At 73.1% G+C, this 15,288-nt stretch carries 16 protein-coding genes; 4 read left to right on the top strand and 12 right to left on the bottom strand.

Annotation, left to right across the window (positions count from 1 at the left end; genetic code table 11):
- Positions 1 to 150 precede the first annotated feature (150 nt).
- Entirely contained in the window at positions 151 to 573 is a 423-nt protein-coding gene (locus tag ACFPL3_RS21475; RefSeq protein ID WP_343940443.1) for a PPOX class F420-dependent oxidoreductase, read from the bottom strand.
- Between the two features lie 115 nt (positions 574 to 688).
- Here ACFPL3_RS21475 and ACFPL3_RS21470 point away from each other — a divergent pair, with 115 nt between their 5' ends.
- Positions 689 to 1,582: a LysR family transcriptional regulator gene (locus ACFPL3_RS21470; RefSeq protein ID WP_343940441.1), complete on the top strand. Its 894-nt coding sequence runs from the start codon at positions 689 to 691 to the stop codon at positions 1,580 to 1,582.
- Positions 1,583 to 1,594: 12 nt separating this feature from the next.
- Here ACFPL3_RS21470 and ACFPL3_RS21465 read toward each other — a convergent pair whose 3' ends face one another.
- Positions 1,595 to 2,176 carry a hypothetical protein gene (locus ACFPL3_RS21465; RefSeq protein WP_343940439.1) on the bottom strand — a complete coding sequence of 194 codons (582 nt, stop codon included), beginning with the start codon at positions 2,174 to 2,176 and terminating at the stop codon, positions 1,595 to 1,597.
- 249 nt (positions 2,177 to 2,425) lie between these two features.
- Between ACFPL3_RS21465 and ACFPL3_RS21460 the strand changes: the two genes are divergently transcribed.
- Complete coding sequence (locus ACFPL3_RS21460; RefSeq protein WP_343940437.1) at positions 2,426 to 2,680, top strand: type B 50S ribosomal protein L31; 255 nt, start codon at positions 2,426 to 2,428, stop codon at positions 2,678 to 2,680.
- 2 nt (positions 2,681 to 2,682) lie between these two features.
- Here ACFPL3_RS21460 and ACFPL3_RS21455 read toward each other — a convergent pair whose 3' ends face one another.
- Positions 2,683 to 3,534 carry a metallophosphoesterase family protein gene (locus tag ACFPL3_RS21455; protein ID WP_379589584.1) on the bottom strand — a complete coding sequence of 284 codons (852 nt, stop codon included), beginning with the start codon at positions 3,532 to 3,534 and terminating at the stop codon, positions 2,683 to 2,685.
- A gap of 90 nt (positions 3,535 to 3,624) precedes the next feature.
- Between ACFPL3_RS21455 and ACFPL3_RS21450 the strand changes: the two genes are divergently transcribed.
- Complete coding sequence (locus ACFPL3_RS21450; RefSeq protein WP_343940435.1) at positions 3,625 to 4,947, top strand: cytochrome P450; 1,323 nt, start codon at positions 3,625 to 3,627, stop codon at positions 4,945 to 4,947.
- Positions 4,948 to 5,065: 118 nt separating this feature from the next.
- Here the strand turns inward: ACFPL3_RS21450 and ACFPL3_RS21445 are convergent, their stop codons facing one another.
- The 4 genes from ACFPL3_RS21445 to ACFPL3_RS21430 form a co-directional block, all read right to left on the bottom strand.
- On the bottom strand, positions 5,066 to 6,115 hold the full coding sequence (locus ACFPL3_RS21445; protein ID WP_343940433.1) for a phosphotransferase family protein: 1,050 nt from the start codon (positions 6,113 to 6,115) through the stop codon (positions 5,066 to 5,068).
- Between the two features lie 12 nt (positions 6,116 to 6,127).
- Positions 6,128 to 6,541, bottom strand: coding sequence for a DUF3037 domain-containing protein (locus ACFPL3_RS21440; protein WP_343940431.1), 414 nt, complete (start codon positions 6,539 to 6,541; stop codon positions 6,128 to 6,130).
- Complete coding sequence (locus tag ACFPL3_RS21435) at positions 6,538 to 7,371, bottom strand: HipA family kinase (RefSeq protein WP_343940429.1); 834 nt, start codon at positions 7,369 to 7,371, stop codon at positions 6,538 to 6,540. The genes ACFPL3_RS21440 and ACFPL3_RS21435 overlap by 4 nt, the downstream gene beginning before the upstream one ends.
- A gap of 93 nt (positions 7,372 to 7,464) precedes the next feature.
- A complete protein-coding gene (locus tag ACFPL3_RS21430; protein ID WP_343940427.1) occupies positions 7,465 to 7,974 on the bottom strand; it encodes a DoxX family protein in 510 nt (169 codons plus the stop codon).
- A gap of 326 nt (positions 7,975 to 8,300) precedes the next feature.
- Here ACFPL3_RS21430 and ACFPL3_RS21425 point away from each other — a divergent pair, with 326 nt between their 5' ends.
- On the top strand, positions 8,301 to 10,109 hold the full coding sequence (locus ACFPL3_RS21425; RefSeq protein ID WP_343940425.1) for an ABC transporter ATP-binding protein/permease: 1,809 nt from the start codon (positions 8,301 to 8,303) through the stop codon (positions 10,107 to 10,109).
- Between the two features lie 658 nt (positions 10,110 to 10,767).
- Here the strand turns inward: ACFPL3_RS21425 and dgoD are convergent.
- The 5 genes from dgoD to ACFPL3_RS21400 form a co-directional block, all read right to left on the bottom strand.
- Entirely contained in the window at positions 10,768 to 11,913 is a 1,146-nt protein-coding gene (gene dgoD / locus ACFPL3_RS21420; RefSeq protein ID WP_343940424.1) for a galactonate dehydratase, read from the bottom strand.
- 16 nt (positions 11,914 to 11,929) lie between these two features.
- Positions 11,930 to 12,571 carry a vWA domain-containing protein gene (locus ACFPL3_RS21415; RefSeq protein WP_343940422.1) on the bottom strand — a complete coding sequence of 214 codons (642 nt, stop codon included), beginning with the start codon at positions 12,569 to 12,571 and terminating at the stop codon, positions 11,930 to 11,932.
- A gap of 13 nt (positions 12,572 to 12,584) precedes the next feature.
- Entirely contained in the window at positions 12,585 to 12,968 is a 384-nt protein-coding gene (locus ACFPL3_RS21410; protein WP_343940420.1) for a hypothetical protein, read from the bottom strand.
- A 37-nt stretch (positions 12,969 to 13,005) separates the two neighbouring features.
- A complete protein-coding gene (locus tag ACFPL3_RS21405; RefSeq protein ID WP_343940418.1) occupies positions 13,006 to 14,046 on the bottom strand; it encodes a zinc-dependent alcohol dehydrogenase in 1,041 nt (346 codons plus the stop codon).
- 85 nt (positions 14,047 to 14,131) lie between these two features.
- Positions 14,132 to 15,262 carry a VWA domain-containing protein gene (locus ACFPL3_RS21400; protein ID WP_343940445.1) on the bottom strand — a complete coding sequence of 377 codons (1,131 nt, stop codon included), beginning with the start codon at positions 15,260 to 15,262 and terminating at the stop codon, positions 14,132 to 14,134.
- Positions 15,263 to 15,288 lie beyond the last annotated feature (26 nt).

Raw genomic sequence — 15,288 nt, 5'->3', positions numbered from 1 at the left:
CTGCCAGCTCAAACACTGGCGAGGACTGGCCACCCGCTATGACCGGCACGCCCGCAACTACCTCGGAGCGCTCCACCTCGCAGCCCTGCTCACCTGGCTTCCATGATCCACCAGACACTCCCTAGCCCGTCCGCACCGCTGCCGGGCTGCTCAACCGAGTCCGGACCGGGCGATCACCTTGCTGATGCTGATGCGCACCGCGGTGAATCCCTCCTGCACGAACCCCTCCGCGACGGCGGCCGCGGGCTGCGACGGGTAGTAGCGGCCGGCGATGCCCGCGCCGACGCGCGCGACCTCGTCCGGCTCGGCGGAGGTCCGTGCGCGCCCTTCGATCGTCACGAAGCTGTAGGGCTGCCGGTCGTCGCTCACGCAGAGCGCGATGCGCCCGTCCCGGGCGAGGCTCTTTCCCTTGACGCTGCCCGGCGACAGGGCGAAGGCGAGCTCGTCACCGTCGAGGACGAAGCAGACCGGGGTGACGTGGGGCCGCCCGTCGGCGCGGGCGAGGGCCACGTGGGCCAGCCTGGCTCCCGCTGTGACGAAGGAGCGCCACTCGGCGTCGGTCATCGTGGTCATCTGAGCTTCCTTCCAGGGGTTCGGGTGCCTGCGCTCGATGACGCTATGACCGGCGGAGCATGAGCAAAAGCGATGATTTCCGCTTGAGTCAATCGTCTGGGGCTATGGTCCGTGCATGGCGGATGTCGAGCTGCGCCACCTGCGGACCATGGCTGCCATCGCCGAGGAGGGCACGTTCGGGCGGGCGGCCTCCCGGCTGCGCTACACGCAGTCGTCGGTGAGCCAGCAGATCGCCGTGCTGGAGCGGGCCGTCGGCGGCGCGGTCTTCGACCGACCGGGCGGTCCTCGTCCGGTGCGGCTCACTCCGCTGGGCGAGGTGGTCCTGCGCCACGGCCGCGAACTGCTGGCGGGGTCGGCGGCGCTCGCCGACGCCGTCGAGCGCTTCAACGCGGGTCACGGCCGGATCGACATCGGCACGTTCCAGAGCGTGTCCACCCTGATCCTGCCGGCCGTCGTGCGCAGGCTGCTCGACGAGCACCCCGGATGCGACATCCGGCTCACCGAGGTGGAACCGGAGGATCCCGCGATCGGGGACCTCGACCTGCTGTTCCACGACGGCCGGATCGCCGGCGACGTCGAGCACGTCACGCTGCTCGACGAGCCGTACCTCTTGGTGGCCGCCGCCGGCACGTTCCCCGACGGCCCGGTACCGGTGGCGCTGCTCGACAGGGCTCCACTGGTGGCGTGGCCACCCACCTACCACCAGAGATGGCTGGAGCGGGTGCTCGCCGACCACGGCGCGCGGCCGCGGATCGTCTTCCGCACCGCGGGCCACGACACCATCCTGTCCATGGTGCGGGCCGGCATCGGCTCGGCGGTGCTGCCGTGGCTCGCCCTCCGCGGGTCCGGCGCCTCCTCCGACGACCGGGTCGGCATCCACGAGCTGCGGCCCGCACCCAGCCGCGAGGTGCGCCTGCACTGGCCGGCCGCACGCACCCGGTCCCCACTCGCGACCCGGGCCGTCGACATCGCCCTCGAGGCCGCCGCTGAGCTGACCCGGCGGCCGTGACGCGGGCGCGCCTCAGGGCGTGGCCTTCTCCCCCTTCGGGGTCACCACGAACCAGGTCCCCTCGGCGCCGTGCTGCCCGCTGGTCGTCAGCATGCCGTCGTCGTCGCGGTTGCGGTACAGCGGCCAGCCGGCGAGCGTCAGCTGGGTGGCGCCGTCCGGCCGCTGGACGCGCCCGACCAGCTCGTCCTTCACGCCCGCCAGGTCGAGCTCCTCGCCCGGCGGCGCGGTGACCGGGATCCAGGTCTGGGCGCACGCGTCGGTGCAGGCGGAGGTGGGCGGGTCGGCACTGTCGGCGTCGGACCGGTAGATCAGGTGCCCGGAGCCGTCGGTCAGGACGACGCCGAGCGGGGCTGTCTGCACGGCGTACAGCACGGGCGCCGCGACATCGGGGGAACCGTGGCCACCATGACCACCCTGGGCCCCTGAGCCGTGGCCACCCGAACCGTGACCACCCTGCGCCTCGGGCGCCGCCGACGCGGCCGCCTCCGGCGCCGGTGGCGCAGCCGGCTCCGACGCACCGCAGGCGACGGAGCCGAGCAGGGCGAGGAGCAGCACGGGCCCGGAGACGTAACGGGAGAGTGGAGAACGCGTCACGGGCGTGCATCCTTCAACACTCGTTCTGCCGCACGCCGACGGTCGGGCGCCGCAGTCGCCCGGCGGCGCGGGCCACGCCGTCGGCGGTCCCCACCAGGTCGGCCGATCCGCCGTGTGCCGGATCGGCCGCTCCGCCGCCTGGGCGAAGAGCGCGACGAGCGGGGCACAGGTCGACCACGCCGGAACATAACGACAATCATTGTCGTTTACGGTGGCGTCCGGCAAACAGATCCGATCCAGGAGGTCGCCGTGCGCACCGACATCCACCCCGCCTACGGTCCCGTCGTCTACCAGGACCGCTCCACGGGCCAGGCGTTCCTCACCCGCTCCACGGCCACATCGACCGAGACGATCGACTGGGAGGACGGCCACACCTACCCGCTGGTCCGGGTGGACATCACCGCCTACTCCCACCCGTTCTGGACGGGCGCGCAGCGCGTGCTCGACTCGGCCGGGCAGGTCGAGAAGTTCCGCCGCCGCTACGGCGGCCGCGGGCGCGCCTGAGTTCAGGGGGCGGGCAGCACCTGACGCGGGAGCAGCTCCGTGACCACCGTGCCGTTGCGGGCGTCGCGGGGCCGCCACTCGCGCGGGTAGCCCAGCGACGCCTCGACGAAGCGCACCCCGTCCTCCCAGGTGACGCGCGGGATGTGCAGGTGCCCGTAGACCACCGCGGCGGCGCGGTAGCGCACGTGCCAATCGGCCGTGCGGGTGGTGCCGCACCAGAGCGCGAACTCGGGGTAGCGCAGGACGTCCGTGGGGTGGCGGGTCAGCGGCCAGTGGTTGACGAGCACGGTGGGCAGGTCCGGGTCGCAGGCGTCGAGCCTGCGCTCGGACTCCTCGATGCGGGCGGCGCACCACGCCGCGCGGTCCGGGTAAGGGTCGGGGTGCAGCACGTGCTCGTCGGTGCACACCACGCCCGCCGCGTAGGCGGCCGCCAGCCCCTCCTGCGCGTTCGCCGTGCCGTCCGGGAGGAACGAGTAGTCGTAGAACGCGAAGAGCGGCGCCACGGTGACCGGGCCACCCGGCCCGTCCCACACCGGGAACGGGTCCTCCGGGGTGAGCACGTCCAGCTCCCGGCAGGCCTGCACGAGCGCCAGGTACCGCGCCACCCCGCGCAGCTGCACGGGGTCCTTGGCCCGCGTCCACAGCTCGTGGTTGCCCGGCACCCACACGACGCGGGCGAACCGCTCACGCAGCACGCCCAGCGCCCACGTGACGTCCTCGACCTGCTCGGCGACGTCACCGGCCACGATCAGCCAGTCGTGCTCGCCGGAGGGGCGGAGGGATTCGACGACGGCCCGGTTGTCGGGGTAGCGCACGTGCAGGTCGCTGACGGCCATGAGCCTCGGGTCGGTCACCCCACAGTCGTACCGGACTCCCCCGGCGGCGGGTGGCCAAGACCGACTTACCGGCGGTAACTTCGGTCCGGGGCGAGCGGGGAGGACGCGATGGGCGCGGTTGCGGAGGTGCGACGGGCGATCCGGTGGGGCCTGCGACACGGAATGGTGCGCCGGGCCCTCGAGAAGCGCGAGCGGGAAGGCGACATCACCGCCCGGCTCATGTTCGACGCCGACGTCATCGCCGATCCGTTCCCGCACTACGCCGCCGTCCGCGCCGCGGGCCGGGTGGTCGACAACGGGATCGTGCTCAACACCGCCCACCACGACCTCGCCACCGCGATCCTGCGCAGTCCCGACTTCGGCGTCGTCGGCGGGCCCAGCGGGCAGGCCCCCGCGGCGCTGCGGCTCGCGGTGGCCGCCGGCGGTCGCGGCCCACTCGGACCGGTGGAGCCGCCGTCGATGCTGGCCACCGACCCGCCGGACCACACCCGCTACCGCAAGCTCGTCACCAGGGCGTTCAGTGCCAAGGCGGTGGCCGCGCTGCGGTCGCGCACCGAGGAGATCGCCACCGAGCTGCTCGACGGCATGGCCGCGAAGGGGTCGTCGGCCGATCTGATCGAGGACTACGCGAGCCTGCTGCCCGCCACCGTCATCGCCGAGATGCTCGGGGCACCCCTCGAGATGCGCCGCCAGTTCCTGCACTGGGGTGAGGGCGCGGCCCTCTCGCTCGACGCAGGCCTCACCTGGGCGCAGTTCCGCCGCTCGGAGCGCGACATCAAGGCGCTGCAGGAGTGGATGGAGGGCCACTTCGCCCACGTGCGCCGCCATCCCGGCGACAACATCCTCTCCGCGCTCGTGCACGCGCACGACGACGGGGAGCGGCTCACCGAGGACGAGCTCACCAGCATCGCGATGCTGCTGCTCGCCGCCGGATTCGAGACCACGGTGAACCTCATCGGCAACGGCGTCGGGCTGCTCACCGCCCACCCCGACCAGCTCGCCCTGCTGCGCGCCGAACCACAGCACTGGCCCCGCGCGGTCGACGAGATCCTGCGCGTCGACTCCCCCGTCCAGCGCACCGGCCGCGTGGCGCACCGCGACACCGAGGTCGCGGGCGAGCGCTTCCGCAAGGACCGGGTCATCGTCGTGATGCTCGGTGCTGCCAACCGCGACCCGGCCGTCTTCACCGACCCCGACCGGTTCGACGTCACCCGCGCCAACGCGGGCGACCACCTCTCCTTCTCCAGCGGCGCGCACTTCTGCCTCGGGGCCGCGCTCGCGCGGATGGAGGGCGAGGTCGGGCTGCGGGCCCTCTTCGACCGGTTCCCCGACCTGACGCTCGCGGGCACTCCGCGCCGCCGTCCGACGCGGGTGCTGCGCGGTTACGCGACGATGCCGGTGCGTCTCTCCCCCGCCACCGTCGGCGCCTGAGGCCGCGAAACTCGGACCGCAAAACGGGAGACTCGCGGGGAGGAGGGGTGGCCTTTACCCGGCGAGTCTCGCGTTTGGCGGGGTGAGTTTCGCGTCCGGGGCCGCGAAAATCCCGCGGTCAGCTCTCGAGGGCGGCGAGCGCGGCCTCGGCCTGGGCCTGCAGGGACGCGAGCCGGGCGGCACCGCCGTCGGCCTCGGCACGACCGCCCATCACGCCGGCCGCGTAGCGCGAGTAGACGCCCGCGCCGATGCAGGCCGAGCGCCAGCGCGCGAACGCGACGTAGACGTCGAGCTCGTGCTGCAGCGCGGCGAGGTCGCGGCCGGACCGCTCGGCGTAGCGCGCGACGAGCTCCGCCCGGTCCGGGTAGCCCTCCACGAGGCTGGGGCCGGGGATCGTGGGCGGCACGTCGTCGCCCGGTTTGCCCCAGGACGCGATCAGCCAGCCCAGGTCGGCGAGGGGGTCGCCGATGGCGGCGAGTTCCCAGTCGAACACCGCGCGGACACGACCGTCGGGGCCGAAGGCGAGGTTGCCCGGCCGGAAGTCGCCGTGCGCGATGCACGGCTCCGACGGCGCGAGGACGGCGGCGCGTTCCACCAGCCGGGCGTGCGCGGCGTCGACGGCCGTCAGGTCCTCGACGGCGGACTCGTGCACCTGCCGGTGCCAGCGGCGCAGCTGGCGTTCCAGGTAGCGGCCGGGGCGGCGCAGGTCGGTGAGCCCGACGGCGTCGGGGTCGACGGCGTGCAGGTCGGCCAGCACGTCGATCAGGTCCACGCCGGCCGTGGCCCGGGCCTGCGGTGCGAGCAGCAGCCCGGACGCCTCGTCGCCCAGGACGTCGCCGTCGACGAACTCGGTGAGGTAGAACTCGGCACCGATCACGTCCGGATCGGCGCAGAACGCGACCGGCGGAGGCACCGGCACCGCGGTGGGGGCGAGCGCGCTGATGAAACGCCACTCGCGGCCCATGTCGTGGGCGGTGGCGAGCACCATCCCGGTGGGCGGGCGGCGGAGCGCGTACCGGCGACCGGCGGCGTCGGTGATCCGGTAGGTGAGGTTGGAGTGGCCTCCGGAGACCGCGTCGACGGTCACCGGCGCGGTGCCGACGGCCACCTGCGGCACCTCGCGGCGCAACCAGTCGGTGAGGGGCCCGGGCGCAACGGCGTCGTTCATGGCCCGTTCAGCCTACTGGCGCAACGGCAGCACCAGCGCGGTGAACAGGTGCTCCAGCTCCGCCTCCGGGTCGGTGGTGAGCCCGGTGTGCACGGGCCCGGCCTGCACGATCGTGCTGCGCGGTGCCGTCAGCCTGCGGAAGCGCCTGCCGCGGTCCTCGCGACCCGCGGGACCGGCGTGCCGGGCCTCCACCCGCTCGTGCTCGCAGTGCGACCGCACGGACTCGAGCGCGGCGGTGATCACGGCCGGGTCGGCGGCGGGGTCGAGCGCGTGCAGGCGCGCGACGTCGAGCTGGACGCGGGCGCCGAGGAAGTCCAGCGGGCGGCTGTAGAGCACGACGCCCGCGTTGAACGCCTCCCCGCGCTCGATCCGCGGCACGACGCGCAGCACCGCGTACTCGAACGGGTGCCGCTCCTGCGCGCTCATCGGGTGGTCCAGAACGGGGTGCCGGGCCCGCGGGTGGCGGGCGGGCCACCGGCGGCGGCACGGTCGTCCGCCGCGGCGCGGACGCCGGGCAGCCAGGCCTCCCGGGCGTCGCGGCGGGCCACGAGCTGAGTGACGAACGCCGCGCGCACCTCGGCGGGGTCGGCGAACCCCACCTCGCCTGCGAGCCACTCATCGGGCACGGCCTCGGCCGCGGCGCCCACGAGCTCCGGCGTGATCCGCGGGGCGAACGCGGCATCGGCGGCGTCGAGGTCCGGGGCGCAGCCGAGCAGCACGTGGTCGGCCGCGTCGTAGGCGCGCTGCACCCACGCCGCGGCGCCCGACCACGCATGCTGGAACGTGAGCGTGGCGCCGTGGTCGATCAGGTACGGGCTGCCGTGCCAGAAGAGCATGTTCGTGTTGCGCCACGAGCGGTCGACGTTGCCGACCAGGGCGTCGAACCACAGCACGCGGCCGGCGAAGGCGGGGTCGACCGGGAAGGCCTGCGGGTCCAGGTCGAGCGCCCCGGGCAGGAAGTCGATCCCGAGGTTGAGGCCGGGGCTCGCGCGCAGGAGTTCCTGCACCTCGTGGTCGGGTTCGGAGACGCCGAGCGCGGGGTCGAGCTGCACCGTGACCAGCTCCGGCACGGGAAGGTCCAGACCTCGGGCGAGCTCGCCGGCGACGATCTCCGCGACGAGCACCTTCCGGCCCTGTCCCGCGCCGGTGTACTTGACGACGTAGGTGCCGAGGTCGTCGGCCTCCATCAGGCCGGGGAGGGATCCACCCTCGCGCAGCGGTGTGACGTACCGCGTGGCCGTGACATGGCGCAACACCGGATCATCGTCGCACCGGCCGGGGTGGGAGGAGCAGTGTGGGGCCGCCCACCGGGGAGGCGACCCCACGGACGAACCGACAGCGGGATCGGCTCAGCGGCGGTGCGTCGTCGCCACGTGCGCCACCTGCTGCGCCATCATCGGCTGCGGGGCGTGGAACCGTTCGACCTCGCGGCGGTGCTGCGCCTGCCGCCCGCGCACGAGGTGGTCGATGCTGAAGCGGCCGGGGCCGACCGCGCCGAGTGCGATGAGGCCTGCGCCGATCACGCCGACGAGCTCCCACCCGCCGTTGGAGATGAAGATGCCGTTGGCGCCGTGCACGAACACCGCGGCGCCGATCATGATCACGAGCTGCAGCCCGCACATGATCGGGGTCAGCGCGCCGACGATCAGCATCGCGCTGCCGACGAACTCGACCACGGTGGCGAACGACGCCGACACGATCGCGAGCGGGATGCTCAGGTTCTCGAAGCCCTCGGTGGTGCGGCCGATGCCGTTGATCACCATCTTCTGGTAGCCGTGGGCGAACATCACGACGCCGATGAGCACGCGCGTGAGCAGCAGGGCCCAGTCACGGGCTGGGAGCGGAAGAGGGCGGTTCAAGGGGTACCTCCATACGGTCCGTGATCGAACTACCTCAACGAGTGATCGCAGTTAACCCGAGAAGCGCCCACGCACACGCCCTGTCGGCCCATCGCCGCGGCGGCCGAACGGATCTCGTCGACGAGTTGAACCCCCGGTAACAGCTGAACGTGCAACTGCACGTACGCGGTCAGTCACCCCACGCGACTGACCGCTTATCGTGATCAAGCCGTTACCCAACGTGTGGCCGCGACGCGCTGACGGTCACTGGATCTGCACGTCACGGCTCCCGATAGGCTCCGCGGCCTGGTGATCCCGCCGGCGGATCGAGGAGCGGGGAGGCCCACGTGGGCAGTGCAGTGGACTGGTCGACCGAGTGGCTCACGAGCCTGATCTGGATCGCAGGCGTCTCGGTGGCGAGCGCCATCGGCTGCGCCGTCCTGATCATGCTGCTGTCGCGGTACACGGTGTGGGGGAGGCAGTTCCGCCGGCTGGCCTTCCCCTACTTCTCGCCGCGGGGCGACCAGGGGTGGCGGCCGCTGCTCAGCGTGATCCTCGTACTGGTGCTGGCGATCGCCTCGGTCCGGCTCATCGTGCTGCAGTCCTACTACTTCAACGGGCTCTACACGGCGATGCAGGAGATGGACGCCGCGGCCTTCTGGCAGTACATCGGCATCTTCGCGGTGATCGCGACGATCTGGGTGGCCCGCGCGCTGTTCGAGCTCTACGTGCAGCAGGCCCTCATCATCCGGTGGCGGGTGTGGCTCACCGACCGGATGATCGACGACTGGCTCGACGGCCGCGCCTATTACAAGGGCCGCCACACGAGCTCCGCCGTGGACAACCCGGACCAGCGCATCCAGGAGGACATCCGCTCGTTCCCCACGGACTCGATCGCCCTCGGCGTCGGGGCCGTCAGCTCGCTCGTCTCGCTGGTGTCGTTCACGCTCATCCTGTGGGAGCTCTCCGGGCCGCTGACCCTCCTAGGCGTCGAGATCCCGCGCGCGATGACCTTCCTCACCTACATCTTCGTGATCCTCGCGTCGTGGATCGCGTTCCGGATCGGCCGCCCGCTGATCCGGCTCAACTTCCTCCAGGAGCGGTACAACGCGTCGTTCCGCTACGCGCTGGTGCGACTGCGCGAGTACGCGGAGAACGTGGCCTTCCAGCGGGGCGAGAGGGTCGAGCGCGGAGTGCTGGGCAGGCGCTTCGCCGACGTGGTCGACAACATGTGGGCGCTGCTGTCCCGGAACCTCAAGTTCGTGGGTTTCAACGCCTCCGTCACGCAGCTCGCGAACCCGTTCTCCCTGATCGTCCAGGCGCCGCGCTTCTTCTCCGGGCAGCTCACGCTGGGCGACGTCCAACAGACCGGTGCCGCGTTCGGCGAGGTGCACGACTCCCTGTCCTTCTTCCGCAACGCCTACGACGACTTCGCCAGCTACCGCGCCGTCCTCGACCGCCTCACCGGCCTCCTGGACGCCGACAGCGCAGCCCGGGAGCTGCCCACCGCGGACGTCCAGGACGGCGAGTCGCTCGAGGTGCGCGACCTCACCGTGCGCACGCCGGACGAGCGGCTGCTGGTCGACGACCTGGACATGGACGTGGCCGCGGGAACGTCGCTGCTGGTCACCGGCCCGTCCGGGGGCGGGAAGACCACGCTGCTGCGCGCCCTCGCACAGCTGTGGCCGTACGCGAACGGCTCCGTGCGCCGCCCGGCCGACGACGGCACGCTCTTCCTGTCCCAGCAGCCCTACCTGCCGCTGGGCACCCTGCGCGACGCCCTGGCCTACCCCGGCCCGGCCGAGGAGATGGACGACGAGCGGGCGGCGCAGCTGCTGCGACAGGTGCAGCTCCCCCAGCTCGCTGACCGGCTCGACGAGGTCGACGACTGGTCCCGGCGCCTCTCGCCGGGCGAGCAGCAGCGCCTCGGGTTCGCCCGGGTGCTCGTGACGCGACCGAAGGTGGCGGTGATGGACGAGGCCACCTCGGCGCTCGACGAGGGCCTCGAGCAGAGCCTCTACCAGCTGCTGCGCGACGAGCTGCCCGACACCGCGATCGTGAGCGTGGGGCACCGCAGCTCGCTGCGCCGCTTCCACGACGAGGTCCTGGAGCTGGACGCCGACGGACGCTGGGAACGCTCCGCCCTCCAGCACTAGGCCGGCGCCGGTGGTGGACGGCGCAGGGAAGGCGACGATCACCAGGCTGTGACCGGCCTCGCGAGCGAGGGCCGGCACGGCCACCACCGGTCATGATCGCCGGTCGGGCGCGTTTTCCGACGCGTCCCGTCGGGTTTCGCGCCGACGCAACGATCATGCCTCCACTGAACCGCCTCCTGGTGGCGCCGCGCATCGTGCGGGCCCGCCCCTCGCAGGTCAAGGGCGCCTCCGGCGTCGCTGCGCGAGCGCTTCGCGCCCCTTGACCTGCGAGCCTCTGCGGCCCCTACGGCAGGCTTCGCGGGCAGGCCAGGGCCTGCCTGACCTGGCGCGCGGCGCCACCAGGAGGCGGTCTCCCTCGGAGGGGCGGAGCCGGAGGTTTCGCGGCGATCAAGGCGAAATGGTCGCTCCTGAAGATCATCTAGCGACCTTTTCCCCTTGATCGACGGACCTGGAGCGCAACCCTGGGCTCACCACACCCATGATCACCGAGTTGGCGCATTCCCGGGCCGATTTCGCCCGTTCTTGCGCCGAACCCGTGATCATGGGTCATGATCGCCGGTCGGGCGCGTTTCCCGACACCTCCCGTCGGATTTCGCGCCGACGCAACGATCACGCCCTCGTCCGCGCCACCGCAGGCAGCCCGGGCTGCTCGCACCGGTCACCAGGCCGCGAGCGAGCCGTCCTCGTGGCGCCAGAGCGGGGTGCGCCAGTCGTGGCCCTCCGCCGCCGCGCGGCGCACCTGCGCCTCGTCGACCTCGATGCCGAGGCCGGGGGCGGTGGGGCGCTCGATGCTGCCGTCGACGAACGTGAACGGGCTCGCGTCGACGAGGTAGCCGAGCAGGCCGCTGGAGTCGCCGTAACCGATGCCCAGGGACTGCTCCTGGATGAGGAAGTTCGGGGCGGCGAAGTCGACCTGCAGGCACGCGGCGAGCGCGATCGGGCCGAGCGGGCAGTGCGGGGCGAGCAGGACGTCGTGGGTCTCGGCCATGGCGGCGATGCGTCGGGTCTCGGAGATGCCGCCCGCGTGGCTCACGTCGGGCTGGGCCACAGCGATGCCGGCCTCGAACGCCGGGCGGAAGTCCCACCGCGAGTAGAGGCGCTCGCCGGTGGCCACCGGGATGGTGGTGGCGGCGACGACCGCGCCCAGGTCGGGGGTGTGCTCGGGCAGCACCGGCTCCTCGACGAACAGCAGCCCGAGCGGTTCGAGCAGCGGCAGCACGCGGCGCGACATCGCGGTGGAGAAGCGGCCGTGGCAGTCGATGGCGATGTCGACCTGCGGCCCGACGGCGTCGCGCACGGCGGTGACCCGGTCGATCACGCGCTGGATCGCGGCCGGGGTGTCGAGCGGGGCCAGCCGCTCCGACGGCGTCATCTTCACGGCCGTGAGGCCCTTCTCCACCTGGGCCCGGGCCGCGTCGGCCAGCTCGGCGGGCTCGCTGCCGTGCACCCAGCCGTAGACGCGCGCCCGGTCGCGCACCGCGCCGCCGAGCAGCTGGTGCACCGGCACGCCGAGAGAGCGGCCCGCGATGTCCCACAGCGCCTGGTCGATGCCCGACACCGCCGAGTTGATCACCGGGCCGCCGCGGTAGAAGCCGCCCTTCGTGAGCACCTGCCAGTGGTCCTCGATGCGGGTGGCGTCCTGCCCGACGAGGTATTCCATCGCCTCCTCGACGGCGCGGGCCGTGGTGGCCGCGCGGCCCTCCACGATGGGCTCACCCCACCCGCTCACCCCCGCGTCGGTGTCCACACGCAGGAACAGCCAGCGCGGCGCCACCGGGAACAGCTCGTATCCGACGATCTTCACGCATCCAGTCCTACCCTCAGTCGGTGAGACGCGCGCGCTCCGCCTCGGTGTAGCCCTCCATCACCGCCGCCGGATTCGCACGCCGGGCGCTGCGCAGCCTGCTGATCTTGTCCGCGGCGCCGGCGAGCGCCTCCCGGGACCGCCCGCGGCCGTAGGTCACCGCGTACCGGGCGTCGACGCCGAGGCTGGTGCCCACCTCGATCGCGTCCTGGTCGGCGCCCATGTACAGGAACTGCCACGAGTACTGCGTGCTCTGCTGCTCCACGAGCGACTTGATCGCCGCGTGGGTCCACTCGACGCTGGCGTTCTCGAGGCCGTCGGTCATCACGGCGACGATCACGGTGCCCGGCCGGTCGTCCTCGGGCAGCGCGGCGAGCCCGGCGCCCGCGTCGGTGACGAGCCGGCCCATCGCGTCGAGCAGCGCCGTGCGGCCGCGCGGCTGCAGGTCCAGCGGCGGCACCTCGGCCACCGGCACGCCCGCGTAGACGACGTCGTACTGGTGGTCGAACCGGGCGAGCGTCACGCGGCACTCCCCCGGTGCCCGCCGCTGCTCCTCGATGAACGCGGCGAAGCCGCCCTCCGTGTCGGACTTGATCGACTGCATGGAACCGCTGCGGTCGAGCAGGAAGTAGATGTGGGTCAGGTCGGATCGCGTCATGCCGGTTCTCCCCTCACGTCGGGCGACGCGGCTTGAACCGCATCGTGGTGGTCTTCGGCGCCGGGCGCGGCGCGCCGGACTCGTGGTCGTAGCGCGCCCGCTCCAGCGCCGCGGCGGTGACGCGCCCCCGCTCGTCGGCGTAGGCCGCGAGCCTGCGGGTGCGGGCGAGGCGCGGCCCGACGGCGTTCTCGGTGAGCCCGGCTCGCGCGCCCGCGGCGCGCAGGGTGGCCTGCCCGCGCAGGACGGCGTCGGCCATCGTCTCGTCGAGCAGCTCGGTGAGCCGGTCGGCCGCCTCGCGCAAGTGGGGCAGGGCCTCGATCGGGGTCAGCCCGACCGCGGCGTCCAGGCACCTGCGGATCGCGTCCACGTCGCTGCCGTCGATCCCGTGCTCCGCCATGGCGGCCAGGATGCCGCAGAAAGTGCGGCGCCGCAAATTATGCGTTCATGCCCTGCGGGAAGACGAGCACCTTGCTGGCCGGGTCGGTGCCCTTCGCGAGCGCCTCGAAGGAGGCGGCTCCCCCGGCCAGGTCGGTGCGACCCTCGATCAACGTGGCGATCCGGTCGGGCTCGGTGGCCGCCCACCGCGCGGTGTCGCGGAACTCGGCCGCGCTGTAGCAGAAGCTGCCCACGACCGACCGCTCCTTCGTCGAGATCTCGTAGGCGGCGACGTCGAGGGTGGGCGCCCCCATCCCGACCAGCACGATCGTGGTGCCGATCGGCGCGCACGCGAACGCGGCGGCGAGCGTCTGCGGGCTGCCGACCGCGTCGACCACGAGCGTCGGCTCGCCGTCCAGCGCGGTGTGCACGGCGGCCCCGATGTCGTCGGTGGCTCCCGGGTCGACGACCGTGGCGCCGAGGCGCTCGGTGAGCGCCCGCCGGTGCGGGGCCGGCTCGGAGACGACAACCCGCTCCGCGCCGAGCCGCTGCGCCGCGAGCACGCACGCCTGCCCGATCGGGCCGCCGCCGAGGACGAGCACGGCGTCGCCCTCACGGCACCCACCGCGGACCAGCGCGTGGTAGCCGACGGCGAGCGGCTCGACCAGCGCGCCGTGCTCGATCGGCATCCCGGCCGGCAGCTTCACGGCGTTGCGGGCCGGCACGGCCATCCGCTCGGCGAACGCCGACCGCAGCTCCGGCGTCACCCCGATCACCTGCTTGTTCGGGCACGCCTGCTCGCGCCCCACCGCGCACTGCCTGCACTCGCCGCACCAGAGCACGGGGTTGACGGTCACCGCGTCGCCGACGGCGAGGTCACCCCCGGCGTCCGGGCCGACGGCCAGCACGCGGCCCACCGTCTCGTGCCCCATGACCTGCCCGCGCACGCGCCTGCCGTTCTCACCCGTGTACCCGTGGAGGTCGGAGCCGCAGATCCCGGTGGCGACCACCGAGATCAGCACGTCCGCCGGCCCGGGCGAGGGCTCGGGGACGTCGTCGACGGCCAGGTTCCAGAAGTCGGCAAGCACCAGCGCACGCATGATCCGACCGTAATGCCGCCGGCCCCGAACGCCAGCATGGTGGCCTTGCTGGCGCATTACGCCAGTAAGGCCACCATGCTGGCATCTAGGCCTGGGTCGCCCGCGCCGCCCAGGCCTGGAGGTCCTCGCCGCGGATCGCCGCGCCCATCAGCTCCGGGAACTGCTCCGGCGTGCAGGCGAAGGCCGGGACGCCCAGGGCGGCGAGGGCGGCGGCGTTGTCGTGGTGGTAGGCGGGCGCGCCGCTGTCGGACAGGGCGAGCAGCGCCACCACCTGCACCCCGGCGCCCACGAGCGACCCGACCCGGCGCATCAGCTCGGGCTGCGACCCGCCCTCGTACAGGTCGCTGATCAGCACGAGCAGCGTCTCGGTGGGGCGGGTGACGAGCGACTGGCAGTAGGCGATCGCCCGGTTGATGTCGGTGCCGCCGCCGAGCCGGGTGCCGAAGAGGAGCTCGACCGGGTCGCCGAGGGAGTCGGTGAGGTCGACGACGGCCGTGTCGAACGCGACGAAGTGCGTGCGCAGCGCCGGCATCGACGCCAGCACCGCGCCGAGGAGGCCCGCGTGCACCACCGACTCGGCCATCGAGCCCGACTGGTCGACGGCGAGGATCACGTCGCGCTGCACGCTGCGGTGCTTGCGGCCGTGCCCGATGAGCCGCTCAGGCACGATCGTGCCCAGGTCCGGGGAGAAGTGCTGCAGGTTGGCGCGGATGGTGCGGGCGAGGTCGACGTCGGCGGGGCGGGGCCGCCGGGTGCGGGTGGAACGGTCGAGCGCGCCCGTGACGGCGGAGCGCACGTGGTCGGCGAGGCGGCGCTCCAGCTCGGCCAGCACGGTGCGCACGACGGCCCGCGCGGTCTCGAGCGTCTCCTCCGGGAGCACGCCCTTGAGCGAGAGCAGCGTGCCCACCAGGTGCACGTCGGGTTCGACGGCGGCGAGGAGCTCCGGCTCCAGCAGCATGCGGGTGAGCCCGAGGCGCTCCACGGCGTCGCGCTGCATCACCTGCACCACGGGGGTCGGAAAGTACCGGCGGATGTCGCCGAGCCAGCGCGCGACCTGCGGTGACGAGCCGGCGAGGCCACCGGTGCGCGGCCCGTTCCCCTCGCCGCCCCCGCCGTCGTAGAGAGCGGCGAGCGCGGCGTCGACGCGGCGGTCCTCGGGCCCGAGCGCGACGCCGGTGCCGTCGGCGGTCTCCTCCGGCCCGCTGCCGAGCACCATGCGCCAGCGCCGCAGCCGCTCGTCGT

This window comes from Pseudonocardia zijingensis, assembly GCF_042657305.1.
Lineage (GTDB): Bacteria > Actinomycetota > Actinomycetes > Mycobacteriales > Pseudonocardiaceae > Pseudonocardia > Pseudonocardia zijingensis.
Note: the sequence above shows the minus strand (reverse complement) of the source record. Positions and strands in the feature narration are given on the sequence as shown.

Coding starts and splice junctions, on each gene's coding strand:
- ACFPL3_RS21445 (WP_343940433.1), bottom strand. CDS start 6,115: ATGAACGACGCCGTTGCGCCCGGGCCCCTCACCGACTGGTTGCGCCGC.
- ACFPL3_RS21475 (WP_343940443.1), bottom strand. CDS start 573: ATGACCACGATGACCGACGCCGAGTGGCGCTCCTTCGTCACAGCGGGA.
- ACFPL3_RS21415 (WP_343940422.1), bottom strand. CDS start 12,571: ATGACGCGATCCGACCTGACCCACATCTACTTCCTGCTCGACCGCAGC.
- ACFPL3_RS21410 (WP_343940420.1), bottom strand. CDS start 12,968: ATGGCGGAGCACGGGATCGACGGCAGCGACGTGGACGCGATCCGCAGG.
- ACFPL3_RS21450 (WP_343940435.1), top strand. CDS start 3,625: ATGGGCGCGGTTGCGGAGGTGCGACGGGCGATCCGGTGGGGCCTGCGA.
- ACFPL3_RS21440 (WP_343940431.1), bottom strand. CDS start 6,541: ATGAGCGCGCAGGAGCGGCACCCGTTCGAGTACGCGGTGCTGCGCGTC.
- ACFPL3_RS21470 (WP_343940441.1), top strand. CDS start 689: ATGGCGGATGTCGAGCTGCGCCACCTGCGGACCATGGCTGCCATCGCC.
- ACFPL3_RS21405 (WP_343940418.1), bottom strand. CDS start 14,046: ATGCGTGCGCTGGTGCTTGCCGACTTCTGGAACCTGGCCGTCGACGAC.
- ACFPL3_RS21400 (WP_343940445.1), bottom strand. CDS start 15,262: ATGGTGCTCGGCAGCGGGCCGGAGGAGACCGCCGACGGCACCGGCGTC.